This window comes from Rahnella sp. ATs2 (assembly GCF_051851855.1).
Classification (GTDB): Bacteria; Pseudomonadota; Gammaproteobacteria; order Enterobacterales; family Enterobacteriaceae; genus Rahnella; species Rahnella variigena.
On record NZ_JBLYPL010000006.1, the window covers coordinates 216,227 to 235,654 of the forward strand.

The 19,428-nt window shown below is 53.0% G+C and carries 14 protein-coding genes; 8 read left to right on the forward strand and 6 right to left on the reverse strand.

Going from position 1 to position 19,428, the window contains the following annotated elements; genetic code table 11:
- The first annotated feature begins 3 nt into the window (after positions 1–3).
- Entirely contained in the window at positions 4–1,866 is a 1,863-nt protein-coding gene (locus tag ACJY2G_RS08160) for a M3 family metallopeptidase (RefSeq protein ID WP_439291619.1), read from the forward strand.
- Positions 1,867–1,952: 86 nt separating this feature from the next.
- On the opposite strand, the gene ACJY2G_RS08165 is transcribed toward ACJY2G_RS08160, so the two are convergent.
- On the reverse strand, positions 1,953–2,582 hold the full coding sequence (locus ACJY2G_RS08165) for a flavin reductase family protein (protein ID WP_439291620.1): 630 nt from the start codon (positions 2,580–2,582) through the stop codon (positions 1,953–1,955).
- A 206-nt stretch (positions 2,583–2,788) separates the two neighbouring features.
- Here ACJY2G_RS08165 and rlmF point away from each other — a divergent pair, with 206 nt between their 5' ends.
- Both rlmF and ACJY2G_RS08175 read left to right on the forward strand, forming a co-directional pair.
- Entirely contained in the window at positions 2,789–3,757 is a 969-nt protein-coding gene (gene rlmF / locus ACJY2G_RS08170) for a 23S rRNA (adenine(1618)-N(6))-methyltransferase RlmF (protein ID WP_112287765.1), read from the forward strand.
- Between the two features lie 344 nt (positions 3,758–4,101).
- Positions 4,102–5,412, forward strand: coding sequence for a methyl-accepting chemotaxis protein (locus ACJY2G_RS08175; protein ID WP_120162015.1), 1,311 nt, complete (start codon positions 4,102–4,104; stop codon positions 5,410–5,412).
- 693 nt (positions 5,413–6,105) lie between these two features.
- Here the strand turns inward: ACJY2G_RS08175 and ybiO are convergent.
- From ybiO to ACJY2G_RS08200, 5 genes are all read right to left on the reverse strand, one after another.
- Positions 6,106–8,334, reverse strand: a complete 2,229-nt coding sequence (ybiO, locus tag ACJY2G_RS08180; RefSeq protein ID WP_425061969.1) for a mechanosensitive channel protein — start codon at positions 8,332–8,334, stop codon at positions 6,106–6,108.
- Between the two features lie 298 nt (positions 8,335–8,632).
- A complete protein-coding gene (glnQ, locus tag ACJY2G_RS08185) occupies positions 8,633–9,355 on the reverse strand; it encodes a glutamine ABC transporter ATP-binding protein GlnQ (protein WP_113877487.1) in 723 nt (240 codons plus the stop codon).
- Complete coding sequence (gene glnP / locus ACJY2G_RS08190; protein ID WP_013574682.1) at positions 9,352–10,011, reverse strand: glutamine ABC transporter permease GlnP; 660 nt, start codon at positions 10,009–10,011, stop codon at positions 9,352–9,354. The genes glnQ and glnP overlap by 4 nt, the downstream gene beginning before the upstream one ends.
- 111 nt (positions 10,012–10,122) lie before the next feature.
- Positions 10,123–10,866: a glutamine ABC transporter substrate-binding protein GlnH gene (gene glnH / locus ACJY2G_RS08195; protein WP_013574683.1), complete on the reverse strand. Its 744-nt coding sequence runs from the start codon at positions 10,864–10,866 to the stop codon at positions 10,123–10,125.
- A gap of 413 nt (positions 10,867–11,279) precedes the next feature.
- A complete protein-coding gene (locus ACJY2G_RS08200) occupies positions 11,280–11,546 on the reverse strand; it encodes a DksA/TraR family C4-type zinc finger protein (RefSeq protein WP_112289429.1) in 267 nt (88 codons plus the stop codon).
- A 532-nt stretch (positions 11,547–12,078) separates the two neighbouring features.
- Here ACJY2G_RS08200 and ACJY2G_RS08205 point away from each other — a divergent pair.
- The 5 genes from ACJY2G_RS08205 to ACJY2G_RS08225 all read left to right on the forward strand — a co-directional run bounded on the left by ACJY2G_RS08205 (position 12,079) and on the right by ACJY2G_RS08225 (position 19,411).
- Complete coding sequence (locus tag ACJY2G_RS08205; RefSeq protein ID WP_129639012.1) at positions 12,079–13,065, forward strand: KpsF/GutQ family sugar-phosphate isomerase; 987 nt, start codon at positions 12,079–12,081, stop codon at positions 13,063–13,065.
- Between the two features lie 195 nt (positions 13,066–13,260).
- Positions 13,261–14,349, forward strand: a complete 1,089-nt coding sequence (locus ACJY2G_RS08210; RefSeq protein WP_181955487.1) for a capsule biosynthesis protein — start codon at positions 13,261–13,263, stop codon at positions 14,347–14,349.
- Positions 14,350–14,403: 54 nt separating this feature from the next.
- Complete coding sequence (locus ACJY2G_RS08215; protein WP_439291621.1) at positions 14,404–16,080, forward strand: polysaccharide biosynthesis/export family protein; 1,677 nt, start codon at positions 14,404–14,406, stop codon at positions 16,078–16,080.
- On the forward strand, positions 16,080–18,119 hold the full coding sequence (locus ACJY2G_RS08220; RefSeq protein WP_439291622.1) for a capsular polysaccharide biosynthesis protein: 2,040 nt from the start codon (positions 16,080–16,082) through the stop codon (positions 18,117–18,119). The genes ACJY2G_RS08215 and ACJY2G_RS08220 overlap by 1 nt, the downstream gene beginning before the upstream one ends.
- 47 nt (positions 18,120–18,166) lie before the next feature.
- Complete coding sequence (locus ACJY2G_RS08225) at positions 18,167–19,411, forward strand: capsule biosynthesis protein (RefSeq protein WP_439291623.1); 1,245 nt, start codon at positions 18,167–18,169, stop codon at positions 19,409–19,411.
- Positions 19,412–19,428: the final 17 nt, after the last annotated feature.

Genomic DNA, 19,428 nt, shown 5'->3' on the forward strand with positions numbered 1-19,428 from the left:
TACATGAAACAGGCTCAGGACTATTTTAACGCCCTCAATCGCGATTACCTCAACGTGCATCAGAACAAAGAAAACTTGTTCTGGCAAAACTACATGGGCACCGGTGATGAAAATGTCTCGGACGCTTTCTCCGCTGCCGAAACTGCATACAAACGCTTTATCGCTGAGCCTTCCCGTCCGCAGGAAATTCGTGACGCCATCGCCAGTCTGGAAAAACACAGTGCCAGCGACGAGCGTGATGCGCTGCTCCACGGTCTGCGCGGCTGGCTGAATTTCTTCGACTGTAATGTGATTGAAGATCCCAAAGCTCAGGCGCTGATGGATGAAATCATTCAGGCCGAATCCGTGCTGTTTGGTAAGCGTAAGCAGTACCGCATGACCCACATCAACAGCAAAGGCGAGCGCGTCAGTGCCTCTCTCGGCGAACTGCTGACTAATCAGGCCAATAACGAAAATGAAGCTTACCGCCGCAGTTCCCAGAATGCGCTGCGCGACCTGGAAGACTGGCTGCTGCACAACGGACTGCCTGAACTGATCGGCCTGCGTAACCGTTTTGCCCGCCAGCTCGGTTACCGTAACTATTTCGACTATAAAGTGAATAAAACCGAGCGCATGTCGCCGGAACAGTTATTCGCTATCCTCGACCGGTTCGAAGAACGCACCCGCGAAAGCAACACGCGCAGCCTCAATGAACTGGTAGCGCGCGAAGGTGATGCCGCACTGCTGCCGTGGAATATCCGCTTCGCCAGCGCCGGTGACGTCACCCGTCAGCTCGATCCTTACTTCCCGTTTGCCGATTCCCTGCGCCGCTGGATTGACAGCTTCAAGCGCCTGAATATCGGTTTTAACGGCGCAGAAATGCAACTCGATTTACTGGTCCGCGAAGGCAAATACGAGAACGGATTTATGCACGGGCCGGTGCCGCCGTTCTATGACAACGGCAAATGGGTGCCTGCGGTGATTAACTTCACCAGTCTGGCAAAACCGGATCAGATTGGCAGCGGCGCGACTGGCCTGAACACCTTGTTCCATGAAGGAGGACATGCGGCACATTTCGCCAATATCCGCCAGAACGCACCGTGCTTCTCACAGGAATTCCCGCCGACGTCGATGGCGTATGCTGAAACGCAGTCCATGTTCTGCGACAGCCTCCTCGATGACGCTGACTGGCTGAAGCGTTATGCGAAAAATACCGCCGGTGAGCCGGTGCCGGACGAACTGATCCGCGCCAGTATCGAGGCCCGTCAGCCGATGCGTTCGTTCAATGAGCGCCACATTTTGCTGGTGCCGTATTTCGAGTGGCAGCTTTATCAGTGGCCGGATGAAAAACGCACGCCGGAAGCTATGACGGCGCTGGCGCGTGACGTTGAAACGCATATTCTTGGTGTGACCGGCAGCCCGCGTCCGACGCTGGCAATCCCGCATTTGCTTTCCATGGAGTCCGCCTGTTCTTATCAGGGCTATCTGCTGGCGATGATGGCCGTGGAACAGACCCGCGCCTTCTTCCTGAAACGCGATGGCTATCTGACCGACAATCCGGCTATCGGCCCGGATCTGGCGAAGCATTACTGGACGCCGGGTAACAGCGTCAGTCACGACGATACCTTGCGCAGCCTGACCGGCGAGGGGTTCAATCCCGATTATCTGGCGCAGGCCTGTAATCAGACGGTGGATGCGGCGTGGCAGGATGCACAGCAGACCATTGAACTGGCCTCAAAACGTGAGCAGCCCGCAGCCGATTTCGACCTGAATGTGCATATTCGCGTGGTGGATGGTGTCCGGATTTTAGCTGACAGCGCCGACGGTGATGACGCGATGTGCCAGGATTTTGCGGATTTCGTCGAGCAGAATTACAACCATAAATAGCCAGGTTACAAAATAATCCCTTTAATGAAAAAGCCACCGGCGGTGTAAATCGCACGGTGGCTTTTTTTTACAGTGAAGATCAGAACTCAGCGGGCGTCCGGGCGTATCAGGTCAAAGCGTAAATCTTCAGAAATGCCGTAGTAGGCGGAAGGGCCTCCGGCGCGTAATACCGGTTCGGCAAGCGCAGTCTGATAAATGCCGTCAATCAGCAGATGTGGCGCAATATGCACGGCAACCACTTCGCCCAGCACCAGCCAGGTATCGATATCGCCACCGGCGGCCGTTTTAAGCTGAATACACTGCGTCAGTTTGCACTCAAAGTTCACCGGACTTTCCAGCACGCGATCCGCCGCGACCCGCGTTCCCGCTTGCGGTGTCAGACCGGCGAAATCAAACTCATCCGCACCGTGTTCCAGCGAGGCCGAACTTTCATTCATTTTCACCGCCAGCGGTCGGGTGGTGAGATTCCAGACGAATTCGCCGGTTTCCACGATATTCGCCACGCTGTCTTTCCAGCCACTGCTGGCAAAACCAATGATCGGCGGACGGTAATTGAAACAGTTGAAGAAACTGTAAGGGGCCAGATTGCGCTCTCCGGCGGCATTACGGGAGGAAATCCAGCCAATCGGGCGCGGACCGACAATAGCGTTTAAGGGGTCATGGGGCAGGCCGTGGCCTTTGGCTGGTTCGTAGTAATAGCGTTCATCAGTGCTCATGATTTTCCTCAGCAAATAATTCATAAAGACTATGATTTGTACATTACCCGATTTAATCAGGTGCTGACCGTTTTTATGTGCCCGCGTCAGCCCGGATGCATCCGGCAGGCGGCGGCGCTTTGTGGTATCTTGTGCGCCATTGATGAATATCTAACGCCCCATCGCATATTTTATGCGTCGCGCACACCTCTCGGAGAGTCACTCAGGTGGAAAAAAAGAAAGTCTTCCCTCAGGAAAAAAGCGGTCTTCACCCGCGAAATCGTCATCGCAGCCGCTATGATTTCCCGGCCCTGATTGCCAGCAGCCCGGAACTGGCACCGTTTGTTGTCGAAAATAAATGGGGCGATTTGTCCGTTGATTTCGCCAACGCTCAGGCAGTTAAAGCCCTGAACCGTGCCTTGCTGCGCGATTGCTATCAGATTGAAAACTGGGATATTCCTGCCGATTACCTGTGCCCGCCAATTCCTGGGCGTGCGGATTATATTCACCATCTGGCTGATTTACTGGCAGGCAGCAACAACGGCAAGATCCCGCAGGGCAAAGACATTTCCGTGCTGGATATCGGTGTTGGCGCTAACTGTATTTATCCGATTATCGGTCTGCGTGAATATGGCTGGCGCTTTACCGCCAGTGAGATTGATGCGGTTTCTATGGCGGCGGCCAAGAAAATTGTCGCGACCAATCCGCTGCTGACCAATCAGGTGCGTTTCCGTTTACAGGCTAAACCGCAGCGTATTCTCGACACCATTATCCGTCATGATGAGCGTTATGACGCGGTGCTGTGTAATCCGCCATTCCATGCTTCGGCGGCAGATGCGGCGTCTGGCAGTCAGCGTAAACGTCAGAATCTCGGTCTGGATCGTCGCGCCGGTACCGCAGAACTGAACTTTGGCGGCCAGCACAACGAATTATGGTGTGAAGGCGGTGAAGAAGCGTTTGTGGTTCGCATGGCCGAAGAGAGCGCCGGTAAAGCGCAGAACTGTTTCTGGTACACGGTGCTGGTTTCTAAAAAAACGACATTGCCGTTACTGTATGACGCGCTGAGTGAAGAGGGTGCGACGGATGTCCGCACTGTCGAAATGGTTCACGGTAACAAGATCAGCCGTTTCGTGGCCTGGACATTCCTGACGCCTTCACAGCAAAAAAGCTGGGCAATCAAACGCTGGTCAGTTTGATCACGATGTGAACTGCCCTGATTTCAGCCTGTTCATCTGACGGTGAACAGGCTGTAAAAAATACTCCCGCGCCCCCCTTTCTTTTTCAGTGGAATAAATTATGCTTAATTCACTATAAGAAAATTGATTAATTAACAAAGTAATGATTTTGCGCGTGACTTTATTTTTCACCGCATAATGTTTTGACTGCCTGAGCAACCTTCCTGCCACCCACCCAGGGGCCAGACTATTTTTCGCTATTTATTAGTGACCTTACTAATAACCTGCGGGAATTAGCACGTGTTTATTTCAATTAATTGCGTTCGCGCATTAATTCACGTTATCAGCCACAGGGTGTCTGTCCTATGCAATTATTTTCTCATCAGTTTAGTACGGCATGGCGTGATAAATTCGCTGCAATTCAGCAGGCAGTTCCTATGATCGCTTTTACGCCAGAAGGCGTGGTGCTTGAGGTCAACGATCTGTTTCTGAGCAGCATGGGGTACAACAGGAATGAGGTAATGGGTCAGCCACACCGGATTTTCTGTACGCCGGAGTTTGTTGCCAGCGATGCGTATCGTTTGCACTGGGAAGCATTGCGGCAGGGAAAGTCGGTCAGCGGCAATATTAAACGCGTCCAGAAAAACGGAAGCTTAATCTGGCTGGAAGCAACGTACATACCTGTCAAAAATAAACAAGGCAAAGTCACTGAGATAATTAAAATTGCCAGTGATGTCTCCGAAAGAATTAATGAATCTCACGAACACCAGGGAATTCTTCAGGCGCTGGAACGTTCAATGGCGCTGATTACCTTTACCCCAGACGGTCATGTAATTTCTGCAAACAATAACTTCCTGAAAGTCATGGGTTATTCTCTGCAGCAAATTAAGGGTCATCCCCATTCGATGTTTTGTCTAGCGCAATACCGCGATTCGCACGATTACCGCAATCACTGGCAACGTCTCAGAAACGGCGAGTTTATTCTCGGGCGCTTCGAGCGTATGAATGGCCGGGGTCAGGCAATCTGGCTGGAGGCGAGTTATAACCCGGTGATCGACGACGACGGCAAAGTGATAAAAATTGTCAAAATCGCCCAGGACATTACCAGTCAGATGGCGCAGCAGCGCCAGCAGGAAAGCATGATGACGCATGTGCATGAGCTTTCCCTGACCACGGATAAAACGGCGGCTGAGGGTGTCACCATCGTGCAGAAAGCGGTGGAAGATATGCAGGAAGTGGAAGCGCTGGCGCGCCGGACCTCTGAGATTATCGGGCAGCTGGGGCAGACATCCGAACGCATTGGCGAAATGGTGGATACCATCCGCAGGATTTCATCCCAGACCAATCTGCTGGCCATCAACGCAACGATTGAAGCGGCGCACGCCGGAGAACAGGGCAGGGGATTCGCCGTGGTCGCCGGAGAAGTCCGCTCACTGGCCGATCAGTCCCGCAAGGCCGCTGTCGAAATTGACCAGCTTACGCAAAGCATCCGCGATGGTGTAATGGCGGCGATTGATGGCATGGGGAATTGCGTCAACCGCGCCGGTGGTGGTGTGGCGCTGAGCCGCAATGCGGGTGATGTGATCAATCAGGTGAACCTGGGGATGCAGGATCTGGTGCGGATGATGGCGGAGTTTTCCGTTATCACGGGGGATCAGGGGCAGACGAGGCATTAGTGGCACGGGGGCCGCTGCAACGAGGCGGCCAATGGATAAGTGAATTTCACTCGCCGTGAGGGCTGGAGCGAGAAAATTTCGGTTTCTCAAGTGCGATGATCACTCAACGCGCTGCGCCGAAACCGCCCAAGAGAGGGAAGTGCTTTCCCTCTCTTGGATCTCTCCCCGCTTTTTTACTCCGCGCTATCGCTGGCTGGCTATGTTCCAGTTATCACAGCGACAGGCGCGAAATCTTGCCGCTTCGCGGTGCCTTCTCTCGGTCTTCGAGCCATAAGTCTCGAAGCCGCTCCGTTCAGCAAGTTTTCTGAAAGCGCCCGCACGATCTTAAATTCAAAAACGGGATGGATTCATCTTTTAGAAAAGTTGATTGGCGTGATTAAAAATGGCACCGAATGAATGGTTCGAGACCCGAGGCTCGAAACCTGAAATGAGGGAATCGCGGAGCGATGACATTTTGCGCCACTTGCCGAGGCAACAGAACATGTCCGTCGTTCCAGCGGCAGGGCGGAGTAAAAAGCGAGGGGAAATCCAAAAGGGGAAAAGCACTTTCCCCTTTTGGGCGGTTTCGGCGCGAGAGGCCGCGCGATCACCGCACTTAAAAAACCGAAATATTCTCGATCAAGCCCTCACCGCACTTAAAAAACCGAAATATTCTCAGTCAAGCCCCCACGGCGAGTGAAGAAACCGAAATTTTCACAATTCAGCCCTAACCGGTAAGGTGCCCCCACCGCCAGCATCTCCTTCATCTTTATATATCTGCACTGCCTGTCTCGGCATCACCATGCCCGCTTTCTCGAAGTGAATTTTCACCAGTCTGTCCAGCGCGTATTGCACCGTCCATTGCTCCAGCGCTCTGGTGCGTACCAGTACGCGGATAGTGAAGAACTGATCTCCTAATCCCACGACGCCCTGGAAGGTCGGTTCGCCGAGCAGCAGTGGTTTGATTTTCTCATCCTGCTGCAACTCTTCTACCGCCTGACGCAGTACGTCGTTGGCCTTATCCACGTCTTCATCGCGGCTGACGTTATAGCTGGCGCGGTACACGCCGAACTCGCGCTCGTAGTTGGAGAGGGTGGTGATGGAAGAATAAGGCACGATGTGGAACACGCCGTAAATATCGCGCAGGCCAATTGAGCGGATGGTCATGCTTTCGACCGTGCCGGTGATCCCCATCACGGTGACGTATTCGCCGGTGTTCATACCGTTTTCAAACTGGATGAAGATCCCGGTGATGACGTCTTTGACCAGCGTTTGCGCACCGAAGCTGACTGCCAGACCCAGCGCACCGGCACCGGCGAGCAGAGGCGCAATATTCAGCCCGATTTGCGAGAGCATGATCATCACGGTGATGGTGCAGATCACGATAGCGAGCACGTTGCGGAACAGCGTCAGCAATGTCCGCTCGCGGGCACTTGGTCGTGCGCCGTTAGTCAGCTCCTGCCCCAGACGGTGTTCAATCATGCTGGCCAGCAACGTCCAGCCGACAATCGCAAAGCACAAGATAAACAGGATATGCCCCAGCCCGCTGATCACCTTCTCGCCGCTTTCGGTCATGAACCATTTATTGAGATTGAAGATGTGCCAGGCATCGAGCAGGAACAAGGTCACGCTGAGCACCACCAGCACGCGGATAATTTTCAGTCCTGCCGGAATGTACGAGTTGATGCGTTTTTGCAACAGCGGATAGCGGCGGTTTACGTCATCAGGCAAGGTAATGCGGCGGCTGATCCAGCGGGAAAGCAGGCCGGAAATCAGGGCGCCGAGCGCAATGACCACCAGACTTTTCACCGTTGCGGTCATCATAAACCGCAGGCTGCCGGCAAAATCAAACTGTGACAGGAAAAACAGCACCACGAAATAACTCACCGCGAGCAGATGCCAGACGTGTCCGAGGGCGCGCAGGATCACGCTGAAAAACGCCATCGAGCGTTCGGCCAGCAGATTGAATTCGCGGTGGATCGTGCGCCGGTTATGCAGTATCAGCCAGCTGGCATAGATCGTCAGCCCCAGCATCACCACAAAATTAACCACGGCGGCGGTGGTGTAGTTGATTTGCGTTGCCACTACCGGCACGCCGACCATCAGCGCATAACCAATCAGGCCGCTGACCCAGGCCAGGCGGGTATTCCAGTAACGGGCGGTCATGTCAGTCAGCGGGAACGGGCGAAGATAGCTGAAGCCGGGCGCAAAGATCAGTCGCAATACGGCTTTGAAGAATTCAATGACCGCAAAGGCGCTGAGGAACAAGGCCTGCTGACGCGCAATCAGCGCGCTGCCGCCGTTCATATATTGCGTGAACAGATTTCCTGCGGCGACGGTCAGCAGCAAAATAATCAAATCGATGACGAATGCACCCAGAATACTGGCGGGCAGCTGATACCAGTGCGCCTGTTTAAGCCGCGCGTTATTTCCCCAGCGACCAAGACGCACATACAGCGGACCCACCAGCTTACGGATCAGATGAAACAGCGCAAAGGTCACGGCAACGGTGAGCAGGAAATACCCCAGCGCCGTAAAAAAGCGGTCAGCGCGAAAGCTATGCTGCGGGCCGGAATCGATAGTGTCTTTGAGTTTTTCTACGCGCTGTCTGAGCTGCGCGACGGTACTTTGCGTGGTATCGACCAGTTCGTCGATCAGGGAAAGCTGTTCCGGCTTAGGTTCGCTCTTTTCAGCGGCGGGAGCCGGTTCTGCCGTTTGAGTTTTGGCGGCTTCACGCAGATGTGAAATTAATTCAGCCCGGGCCTTATCATCCTGAAGTATATCGGCCAGCGCGGTGTATGAGGCTTTTTGCTGATCGGCACCGGCAGGTTGTTCTGCCGCGTGACTGAAAGCGCTGAACAGGGCCAGCGTGATGAACAGCAAGGTGGAAAATACGTGTGTCTGGATGCGGTGAGCCAACGGAGTCCTGTCGTTATGCGGCATTGTTCCTCTCTCAAAAATAGCAATTAATCGGCGTAAAGCTGCCTAAGGGTAAAGCATAAGTGGCCGTATTGTAGATAATTTGTGGCAAAAAGTTGTGGGGTGACGTGCCATAAGCGGGTGAGTGGGACACAAACCTGAAGGGTAAATCTGAAAAACTCCCTCCCCTGCGAAGGGGAGGGTTGGGGTGGGGTATTAAGGTCAAATCAAGGTGTTAGAGTTTTCTCCGACAAGGTGTTAACCCTTAAAACCCCCTCCCTGCCTCCCCCTTCGCAGGGGGAGGAGAAGGGCAGCATCACGCTCAGGAAACGTGTTGCAGGAACTCGCGCAGACGTTCGCTTGGCGGGTTGTTCACCAGTTCAGACGGTTTACCGTCTTCGGCGATACGACCTTTGTCGATGAAGATCAGACGTGAAGCCACTTTCTCGGCAAAGCCGACTTCGTGAGTCACGATAACCATCGTCATGCCTTCTTCTGCCAGCTGCTTCATTACCGTCAGCACTTCGTGACGCAGTTCCGGATCCAGCGCAGAGGTTGGCTCATCAAACAGCATCAGTTTTGGTTTAACCGCCAGCGCACGGGCGATGGCCACGCGTTGCTGCTGTCCACCGGAAAGCTCTGACGGATAGTGATTACCGCGCTCGGAAAGACCGACTTTTGCCAGCAGCTCTTTCGCCAGTTTATTGGCTTCTTCCTTCGACGCGCCACGCACACGGATCGGGCCGAACGCCACGTTTTCCAGTGCGGTCATGTGAGGGAACAGATAAAACTGCTGGAATACCATGCCCGCTTCCTGGCGGATCAGGCGTTCGTCGACTTTCGGGTCATTCACTTTCAGGCCATCAACAATCAGCTCGCCGGAGGTAATTTCTTCCAGCTTGTTGATGCAACGCAGCAATGTGGATTTACCCGAGCCGGATGGCCCGATGATAACCACGACTTCACCCTGAGAAATGTTCAGATCGATGTCGTGGAGCACCTGGGTTTTACCAAAGTGTTTTGAGACGTTCTTGAATTCAATCATATAATTTTCAGTTTGCGTTCTAAGCGGCGCAGAACAAAGCTCAGAGCCAGCGTGATGATCAGATAGATAACAGCAACCGCACTCCAGATTTCCATGGCGCGGAAGTTGCCGGCGATGATTTCCTGTCCCTGACGGGTCAGTTCGGCGACACCGATAACGATAAACAGTGAGGTGTCTTTGATGCTGACGATCCACTGGTTACCCAGCGGTGGCAACATGCGGCGCAGCGCCAGCGGCATGATGATGTAGCGCAGCGTCGCACGGCGCGACAGACCCAGCGCCAGACCCGCTTCACGGAATCCGTTGTGAATCGACAACACCGCGCCACGCGTAATTTCAGCGATATAAGCACCGGAGTTGATGATGATGGTCACCACCGCCGCGCTGAACGGGTCGATACGCAGATCGGGAACCATCATCGGCAGTGCGAAATAAATGAACATTACCTGTACGACAATAGGCGTACCGCGGATGAGCTCGATAAAGACCAGTGCGACGTTGCTGCTAAACCAGCCACCAAACGCGCGGGCAAAACCCGCAATCACACCAATAATCAGACCGCCAACCAGACCGAGGACCGAAATCCACAATGTCATTTTAGCGCCTTCGAGCAGGATAGGCAGAGCGGGCCAAATTACGCTCCAGTCAAACTGCATGGATTATCTCCTGGTAAAACAACAAACTGCGCCTGTGCAGATTTGCATCTGACAGGCGCTTCTTCTCAAGTGCTCTTTCTTAAAAAAGGAACGACTTAAATTAAAAACAGCTTATTTAGGTTCGGTATCAAACCATTTTTTGTAGATTGCTGCGTAAGTACCATTCTCTTTGATGGTTTTCAGCGCGGCGTTGGCTTTCTCACGCAGGTCACTGCCTTGCGGGAACGCGATACCGTATTGCTGGCCAGCCAGTGAATCGCCGACCGCTTTGAACTGACCTTTACCGGCAGTTTTGATGAAGTACAGAATGTTTGGCGTGTCGTGCATGACCGCATCAGCACGGCCCGTGCCCAGTTCCATGTAAGCGCTGTCGATGTTCGGGAACTGACGCAGATCTTTGGTCTGCACGTTGGCTTTCATGTAATCAACGGAGCTGGTGCCGCTTTTCACTGCAACAGTTTTGCCTTTCAGGTCAGCAACGCTTTTGATGGCGTCGTTATTGCTCTTAACCATTACCATCAGGCCGCTGTTGTAGTAGCCGTCAGAGAAGTCGATGGCTTTTTTACGCTCAGGGGTGATGGTAATACCGGCCAGTGCCAGGTCGATGTTGTGTGTTTGCAGGGCAGGAATGATGCCGCCGAAATCCATTGGTTTCAGTTCATAAGAGACTTTCATCTCTTTGGCGACCGCGTCCCAGAGGTCAATGTCGAAGCCGACGTACTTGTCGCCTTGTTTGAATTCAAACGGTACAAACGCAGTGTCGGTAGCTACGATCAGTTTTTTGTCTGCTGCGTGGGAGCTAACGGCAAAGGCCAGAGTCAACGCGGCCAGGGAAACTTTTAACAGTGACTTCATCAGTGAATTTCCTTTGTACATATTATGGGAACGGCATTGGGTTACGGCGCTTTAATGCAAAATTTATGCCAGAATTTATGCGAGACTTTATGCATATTAAAATTCAATAGGTTATCGCGCTGCTGAACCGATCAAGCGGCATTTTTATGAACCAAAGCACCATAATGGTGCGTTGTTACATGTTGAAATGTTCTTTGATGGTGCATGGCTTCATCATTAACCAGATGTTGTATTTTAAACAATCATTAATTAACAATTGTGCTGCTCAAATGATAACTCGCTCTAACTTTATTAGAACCTGAGCAAAACCAGTGCTCAGTTTTGAAGCAGATGTTAAGAAGGGAAGGGCGAAATTCAGGCCGGAATTCGCCCAGGGTGAACCAAAATGGTGCAACCGGTCATAAGGAAAAATGCTAGCGCAACTGACTGTCTTTGCTGCCGCGCCGGTTGTATCCGGCATGATCCTGCTGTTTTTTGTCTATCTCTGCCTGACATTTCACACAATATTGCACGCCCTGCAGCGCTTCCCGGCGTGCTTCAGGAATGGGGTCACCGCACTCCTTACAATAATGCGCACTTTCGCCATGGCCAAGCGACTGACGCGCTCGTTCTACTGCGTCGTTCACTGTGGAATCAATCTGATCTTGTACCGCGCCATCTTGCGCCCATCCGCTTGCCATAATGGCCTCCTCGAAACATTAATTTAAATCACTCATTTGAAACATTTATTCACGGCTAAATTTCTATTGGTTAATAATAGGCTGCTTATAGTGCTAATTCGCTATGATTAATTGTGCTAGCTAAGTGTAAATGGTTATAAAACAGGGGGTTGATAATTTTTATTTGTCACAACAACATAGCGAAATGTCATAAATTCCTAGGACAAGTCTGATAGAGTTTGTGTTATTTCGTGCCCTATGTTAAAAAACGCGTGAATTGAATGAATGTGTTTCGGTTATCAATAACCCATGTGAATCTGTTTCATTTTTCGCGTGTTTGTAAGTTCATATTTTGCTCGCGAGCCTCTGCATCGTTCAGGTTCTCGCTTTTCTCATTCAATTCCCTCCAGCTGCCAGGCAGCGTCGACCGGCCAGACCAGGAAATGGAATTCGTCTCCGTGCATTTACTTGATCGGCTAACCAAAATAAATAACCACTCTTAAGTGTAGTCGCTGAGTGAGTTTTATCCCGGAAGGGTATTCAGGGTATTAAAGTGGCAGATAATCAGGTAGTTGGAAGCGCTGGTCTTGTATCACTACAGCCCGGTCTGATTGATTCGGTGCGCAGTACGCTTTCTGAACAGGCTGACGCCTTACACCGTCTTTCTTCACACCTCGACAGCGTTCAGTACCAGAAGGCGCTGAAGCTGATTGTTGAATGCAAAGGCCACGTGATCCTCTCCGGAATGGGAAAATCCGGACATGTCGGGCGCAAAATTTCTGCGACGCTGGCCTCAACCGGAACCCCCAGTTTCTTTATTCATCCTGCAGAAGCCTTCCACGGCGATCTGGGGATGATTACACCGTATGACCTGCTGATCCTGATTTCAGCCAGCGGGGAAACCGACGAAATTCTTAAGCTTATCCCTTCATTACGTCAGTTTGGTAACCGCATTATTGCGATCACCAATCACAGCGAATCGACGCTGGCAAAACATGCTGATGCGACGCTTGAACTGATGATGGAAAGCGAAAGCTGTCCGAATAATCTGGCACCGACGACATCGACCACGCTCACCATGGCGATCGGTGATGCGCTGGCGGTGGCACTTATCCATCAGCGTAAATTCCTGCCGACAGATTTTGCCCGTTACCATCCGGGCGGCTCGCTGGGGCGTCGTTTGCTGACCCGCGTTTCCGACGTGATGCAGGCAAATGTGCCGACCATTACCGAAGACACGGAGTTCCGCCAGGTTATCTCGGCGATCACCTGCGGTTGTCAGGGCATGGTGGCGGTAAATGATGCGCAGAACCAGCTGGCCGGCATCATTACCGATGGCGATTTACGTCGTTATATGGAAAAGAATGCGCAGCTCGACAGCGCGTGTGCCAGAGACATGATGACCCGTTCGCCGCTGACCTTACCGGCTGACATGATGATTACGGATGCTGAAATGCTGATGCAAAAGCACCGCGTTTCGGTGTTGCTGGTGACGGATAAAGAAAAGAACGTCGCAGGCCTGGTTCGTATCTTCGACTGACGATAAAGCACGATTAAACTCTTTGCGCACCGTGAACCTTACGCGAGGGAAATGAGGTTTTCACGGTACTTTTAATAAAGCACGACACTAAAAACGTGCTGTTTGTCATGATGATAATAAATGTTTATTGAAAAATTGAAGTCCGCATGGCCGGGGGAACACATTGCCCGGGTTCGTCGATCTCCTCATCTTAATATGGCCACGCTGAACCGCAATCTGGGCAAAATTGTGATCGGCCTGCCGATGGCGTTGCTGATCATCTATCTGGTGATCTTCAGCCGTCCGCGCTATCTCAGCGAATCTACCGTCGCCATCAAAAGCTCTAACGACATCAGCGGTTCCAGCCTGAACGTTGGCCTCTTGCTGGGCGCAGGGAATCCCAGCACCGCTCAGGACGCTATGTATTTAAAAGAATACATCAACTCGCCTGACATGCTGGCCGTTCTGGATAAGCAACTCGATTTCCGTTCCGTTTTCGGTAAAAGCGGTCTGGATTTTCTGTATCACCTGCCAAAAGATGCGAGCAGTGAGCAGTTCCTGAATTACTACCGCGACCGGATTGCCGTCACGTATGACGATAAATCGGGCATGCTGACCATCGGCACGCAGGGTTTTACCCCGGAATTTGCCGAGCAGTTCAACCAGGCCGTTCTCAAAGAATCCGAACGTTTCATCAACGAAATCACGCATAAAATTGCCCGTGATCAGCAGGCTTTTGCTGAAAACGAAATGCGTGAAGCCCGCGCCCGTCTGGATGAAAGCAAAACCCAGCTGCTGGCATATCAGAACCACAACAATATTCTCGATCCGCAGGCTCAGGCGATTGCAGCGACCACGCTGGTGAATACGCTGATGGGGCAAAAAATCCAGATGGAAGCGGAACTGCGCAATCTGCTGACCTACCTGCGCGATGATGCGCCGCAGGTGATCAGCGCGCAGAACGCCATTACCTCTCTGGGTAAGCAGATTGATCAGGAAAAAAGCAAAATCACCGCGCCGGATGGCCATCAGCTGAACAGCATGGCGGTGGATTTCGACAGCATTAAATCGAAAGTCGAGTTTGATACTGAACTCTACAAACTCACGCTGACATCGGTGGAGAAAACCCGTGTTGAAGCGGCACGAAAACTGAAGGTGCTCTCGGTGATCAGCTCACCGCAGCTCCCGCAAGAAACCACGTTCCCGAATATCCCTTATATGATCGCAAGCTGGCTGCTGGTGTGCTGCCTGTTATTCGGAACGATTAAATTATTGCTGGCCGTTATCGATGACCATAAAGATTGATGTGGTTTGTACCGCTATCCCTTTTTGCCTGAAGAATCGCACACAGAGCTTTTTATGAAATTATTGAAGTCCGTTTTAATTTTGCTGGCCTGCCAGCTTACCCAGGCAAATGCCATCGGGATCAACGCCGATCCGAACATGACCGGCGCCGCGCCGCTGCCGACTTTTCTAACCGGGCAGACGCAGCAGACCGGTTCTGATACCGGTTTTGATGATTCGCCACCGCCTCCGGTACCTGCGGTCATGAGCCGTATGTTCGGTGCACAGTTATTTACCGGCAGCGCGGCGGCTGATAACGCGGCGAGCATCGGATTCAACCCGAATTACATTGTCGGCCTGGGCGATCAGGTTCAAATCCGTTTGTGGGGCGCGTTCAATTTTGACGGCGCGCTGACCGTTGATCCGAAAGGTAATATCTTCCTGCCGAACGTCGGGCCGCTGAGAGTCGCCGGTGTGTCTAACAGCCAGCTGAACAGCGTGATCACCACCAAAGTGAAACAGGTTTATCAGGCTAACGTGAACGTATATGCCTCACTGCTTCAGGCGCAGCCGGTGAAAGTGTTTGTCACCGGTTATGTCACCAATCCTGGCCTGTACGGTGGCGTGGCGTCTGACTCACTGCTTTCTTACCTGAGCAAAGCCGGTGGCGTGGATACCGAGCGCGGCAGCTATGTCGACATCGTGGTGAAACATAACGACCGCGTGCGTTCGCGCATCAATCTGTACGATTTCCTGCTCAACGGTGACCTGCGCCTGTCGCAGTTCTCTGATGGCGATACCATCGTGGTCGGACCGCGTCAGCACACGTTCAGCGTGGAAGGCGATGTCTTCAACAGCTACGACTTTGAATTCCGCGACAGCACTATTCCGGTCAGCGAAGCCCTGAGCTGGGCGCGTCCGAAACCGGGCGCGACGCACATGACCATTATCCGCCAGCAGGGCAGCATGAAACGCAGCGAGTATTATCCGCTGGGCTCCGCGCCGGGTCGCTCATTGCAGGATGGCGACAAACTGATTGTCAGCTCTGACCGTTACGCGGGCACCATTCAGGTGCGCATCGAAGGCGCGCATTCCGGTGAACACGCCGTCGTGCTGCCGTATGGCGCCACCATGAGCCAGCTGCTGCCGAAAATCCGCACCAACTCTATGTCGCAGATTAACTCCATCCAGCTTTATCGCCGTTCTGTCGCACTGCGTCAGAAAGAGATGCTGGATCTGACGTTGCAGAAACTGGAAGAAGCGTCTCTGTCCGCACAATCCTCGACGCAGGAAGAAGGGCGTCTGCGTGCGCAGGAAGCCCAGCTCGTCAGCCGTTTCGTGGCGAAAGCCCGTCAGGTGGTGCCGAAAGGTGAAGTGGTGCTGAGCGAAACAAACCTGAATCAGGTGATCCTCGAAGACGGCGACGTCATCAATATTCCTGAGAAAACCTCACTGGTCATGATCCACGGCGAAGTGCTGTTCCCGAATGCGGTGAGCTGGCAGAAAGGTCTGAGCCCGGATGATTACATCGACAAAGTCGGCGGTTACACGCAGAAAGCGGGTAACTCGAAAGTCATCCTGATTAAACAGAACGGCGAAGCGATTAACGCAGAAGACGTGAAAACGCTGCAACCTGGCGATGAGCTGATGGTGCTGCCGAAATACGAATCGAAGAACATCGAAGTCACACGCGGTATTTCAACGATCCTGTATCAGCTGGCCGTTGCCGCGAAAGTGGTTCTGACAATTTAATGATTGGGATCTTTTCTGCGGGAATTCAGCGCATCCCGCATCTGGATGAGTTTCTCGGTCAGCCGTGCCGCAAGCTTTCTCTGCTGCGGCCGGTGCCGGAAGACATCACGCAGATTGCCGTGTGGGGATACCGGCCAACCGGTGATAAAGCCGTCGCACTGGCCGCAAAATCAGGCCTGCCGGTATTGCGCCTCGAGGACGGATTTATCCGTTCTCTGGAGCTGGGCGTCAGTGGCGCTGCCCCGCTTTCCATGGTGCTGGATACGGAGGGCATGTATTACGACGCCTCGCAGCCCAGCACGCTTGAGCGGCTGATCCACCAGCGGGAAGAGAACCAGCCGCTGCATGATGCCGCACGTCAGGCCATGCAGATGATTGTTGACGGTGACCTGTCGAAATACAACCAGGCACCGGCGTGTACGCTGACCCGTCCGGAACAGGGCGCGGTGCTGGTGGTCGATCAGACCTTCGGCGATATGGCGGTGGTTTACGGCAATGCCGGCGCTGAACAGTTTGATGACATGCTGCGGTCGGCGATAGCTGACAATCCGCAGTCTGAGATTTGGGTGAAGATCCACCCGGACGTTTTGCACGGTAAGAAAGCGGGCTATTTCACGCAGATTACCAGACTGGCGCAACAGGAGCCGCGGATCAAACTGCTGGCGGAAAACGTCAGTCCGCAATCTTTGCTGCGTCTGGTCGATCGCGTGTATGTGGTGACGTCCAATTATGGCTTTGAGGCGTTGATCGCAGGAAAACCGGTCAGCGTGTTTGGTCAGCCGTGGTATGCGGGCTGGGGATTAACGGACGACCGTCATGCTCAGTCTGAACCGCTTCGTGCGCGGCGTGGCACAGCCAGTCTGGAAGATTTGTTTAGCGCTGCCTGTTTGCGTTACAGCCGGTACATCAATCCGGTCAGCGGTAAGAATGGCACGTTATTTGATGTACTTAGCTGGCTTTCGATGCAACGACGTCATCACCAGCAGCGGGCAGGACGCTTATGGTCGCCGGGGCTGACGTTGTGGAAGCGCAGCATTCTGGCGCCGTTTCTGCGAACCAGAAGCAACAAAGTGAATTTCAGTAAACGCTATGCCGGTGAAAGCGCCTGCGTGGTGTGGGGGATCAAAGGCGAATCACGCTGGGGTGCGCAGACCGCGCAACAGCAGATCCCGCAATGGCGTATGGAAGATGGATTTCTGCGCTCGGCCGGTCTGGGTTCTGACCTGCATCCGCCGCTGTCGCTGGTGCTGGATAAATCGGGCATTTATTACGATGCCACGCGACCGAGCGACCTTGAGCACTTGCTGAACCACAGTCAGCTGACGGCATTTCAGCAACAACGTGCCGCCGCGCTGCGTCAGCGTCTGGTCGCCAGTAAAGTCAGTAAATATAACCTCGGCGCTGCGTTTACCTTGCCAGCCGACGCCGCGGGTAAAACGGTGATTCTGGTGCCGGGACAGGTGGAAGACGACGCGTCGATCCTGACGGGAACGATGTCGATTTGCACCAACAGTGATTTGCTGCGCACGGTGCGTGAGCGTAATCCCGACGCCTACATTATTTATAAGCCTCACCCGGATGTTCTGGTGGGCAACCGGCAGGGCAATATTCCTGCGGAAGATGTCATCCGCTGGGCAAACAGTCAGGCGCTGGACGCTGACATTATTCAGTGTATCCAGGCTGCTGATGAGCTGCATACCCTGACCTCGTTGTCGGGATTTGAAGCCTTATTACATGGCAAAAAAGTGGCGTGTTACGGCATGCCGTTTTATGCCGGATGGGGGCTGACGCAGGATGAGCATGAATGTTCACGCCGGCTGCGCAGCCTCAGTGTAGACGACGTGGTTTACCAGGCGCTGATCGCGTACCCGTCGTATATCGACCCGCAAAGTCGGGAGCCCATTTTGGCGGAGCAGGCGGTTGAACTTCTCGCTGCGACCCCACGGGCACAAATGCAATTCACAAGAATTAAAGCGGGCAGGATAGTCCGTTATTACAGAAAACTGCTCATGCTGATCCGGGTGACTTTAAGCACCTGAGAACAGCTTCTTACTAATGCCTGAGGCGTTGACGGAATCGGACAGAAATGGACAGTAAGGCGCTTACAACATTACTTTCTGGAAAAAAATACTTGCTGTTGCAGGGCCCGATGGGACCTTTCTTCAGCGATTTAGCGCAGTGGCTTGAGTCTCTGGGGCGGGAAGCGGTGAACGTCGTTTTCAACGGCGGAGACAGGCTGTATTCGCGTAAGCGTGAATACCGCTTGTACCAGCAGACGCCTGATGAGTTTCCGACCTGGCTGAAAGAAACCTGGCGGGAATACGACTTCGACACCATCGTGTGTTTCGGGGATTGTCGCCCGCTGCATCAGGCCGCAAAACGCTGGGCGCAGGCAAAAGGCGTGCGCTTCCTCGCGTTTGAAGAAGGCTATCTGCGCCCGCATTACATCACGCTGGAACAGAACGGTGTAAATGCCTATTCCAGCCTGCCGCGCGATGCGGAGTTTTACCGCAGCCTGCCACCGATGACCATGCCGGAAATCGAGCACCTGAAACCTTCAGGCTGGCAGCGCGTCCGTCATGCGACTCTGTATTATCTGGCCGGCTGGCGCTATCGCCACGACTTCCCGAAATATCGGCATCATAAATCCTTCTCGCCGTGGTATGAGGCGCGTTGCTGGACCCGTGCTGCGTGGCGTAAAAAACTGTATGCCTTCCGCCAGCGCAATGTGTTGCAGCAACTGCAGACGGATCTGGATCAGCGCTATTATCTTGCGATTTTGCAGGTATATAACGACAGCCAGATCCGCAATCACAGCCCGTATAAAGACGTGCGTGATTACATCAATGAAGTGATGCACTCGTTCGCGAAGAAAGCGCCGTCAACGGAGTTTCTGGTGATTAAGCATCACCCGATGGACAGAGGACACCGTTTATACGGACCGCTTATCCGCCAGCTGGGTAAAAAATACGGCATCAATAATCGGGTGATCTACGTCCACGACCTGCCGATGCCGGAACTGCTGACCCATTCGAAAGCCGTGGTGACGATTAACAGCACCGCCGGGATCTCTGCGCTTATTCATAATAAGCCGCTGAAGGTGATGGGCAGGGCGCTGTATGACATCAAAGGCATTACCTATCAGGGACATCTGAACCAGTTCTGGACCTCAGGATTTAAGCCGGATATGAAGCTTTTCAAACAGTTCCGTCTATACTTGCTGAAGAATACACAGATTAATGCGGTGTATTATGGTGCAAAATATAAAAAGGGACTTGAAATTGTCAGTAGTCAACATAAATATATTTTATCAAAATCGAATTCATTTTGACATGAGCGATAATTAAA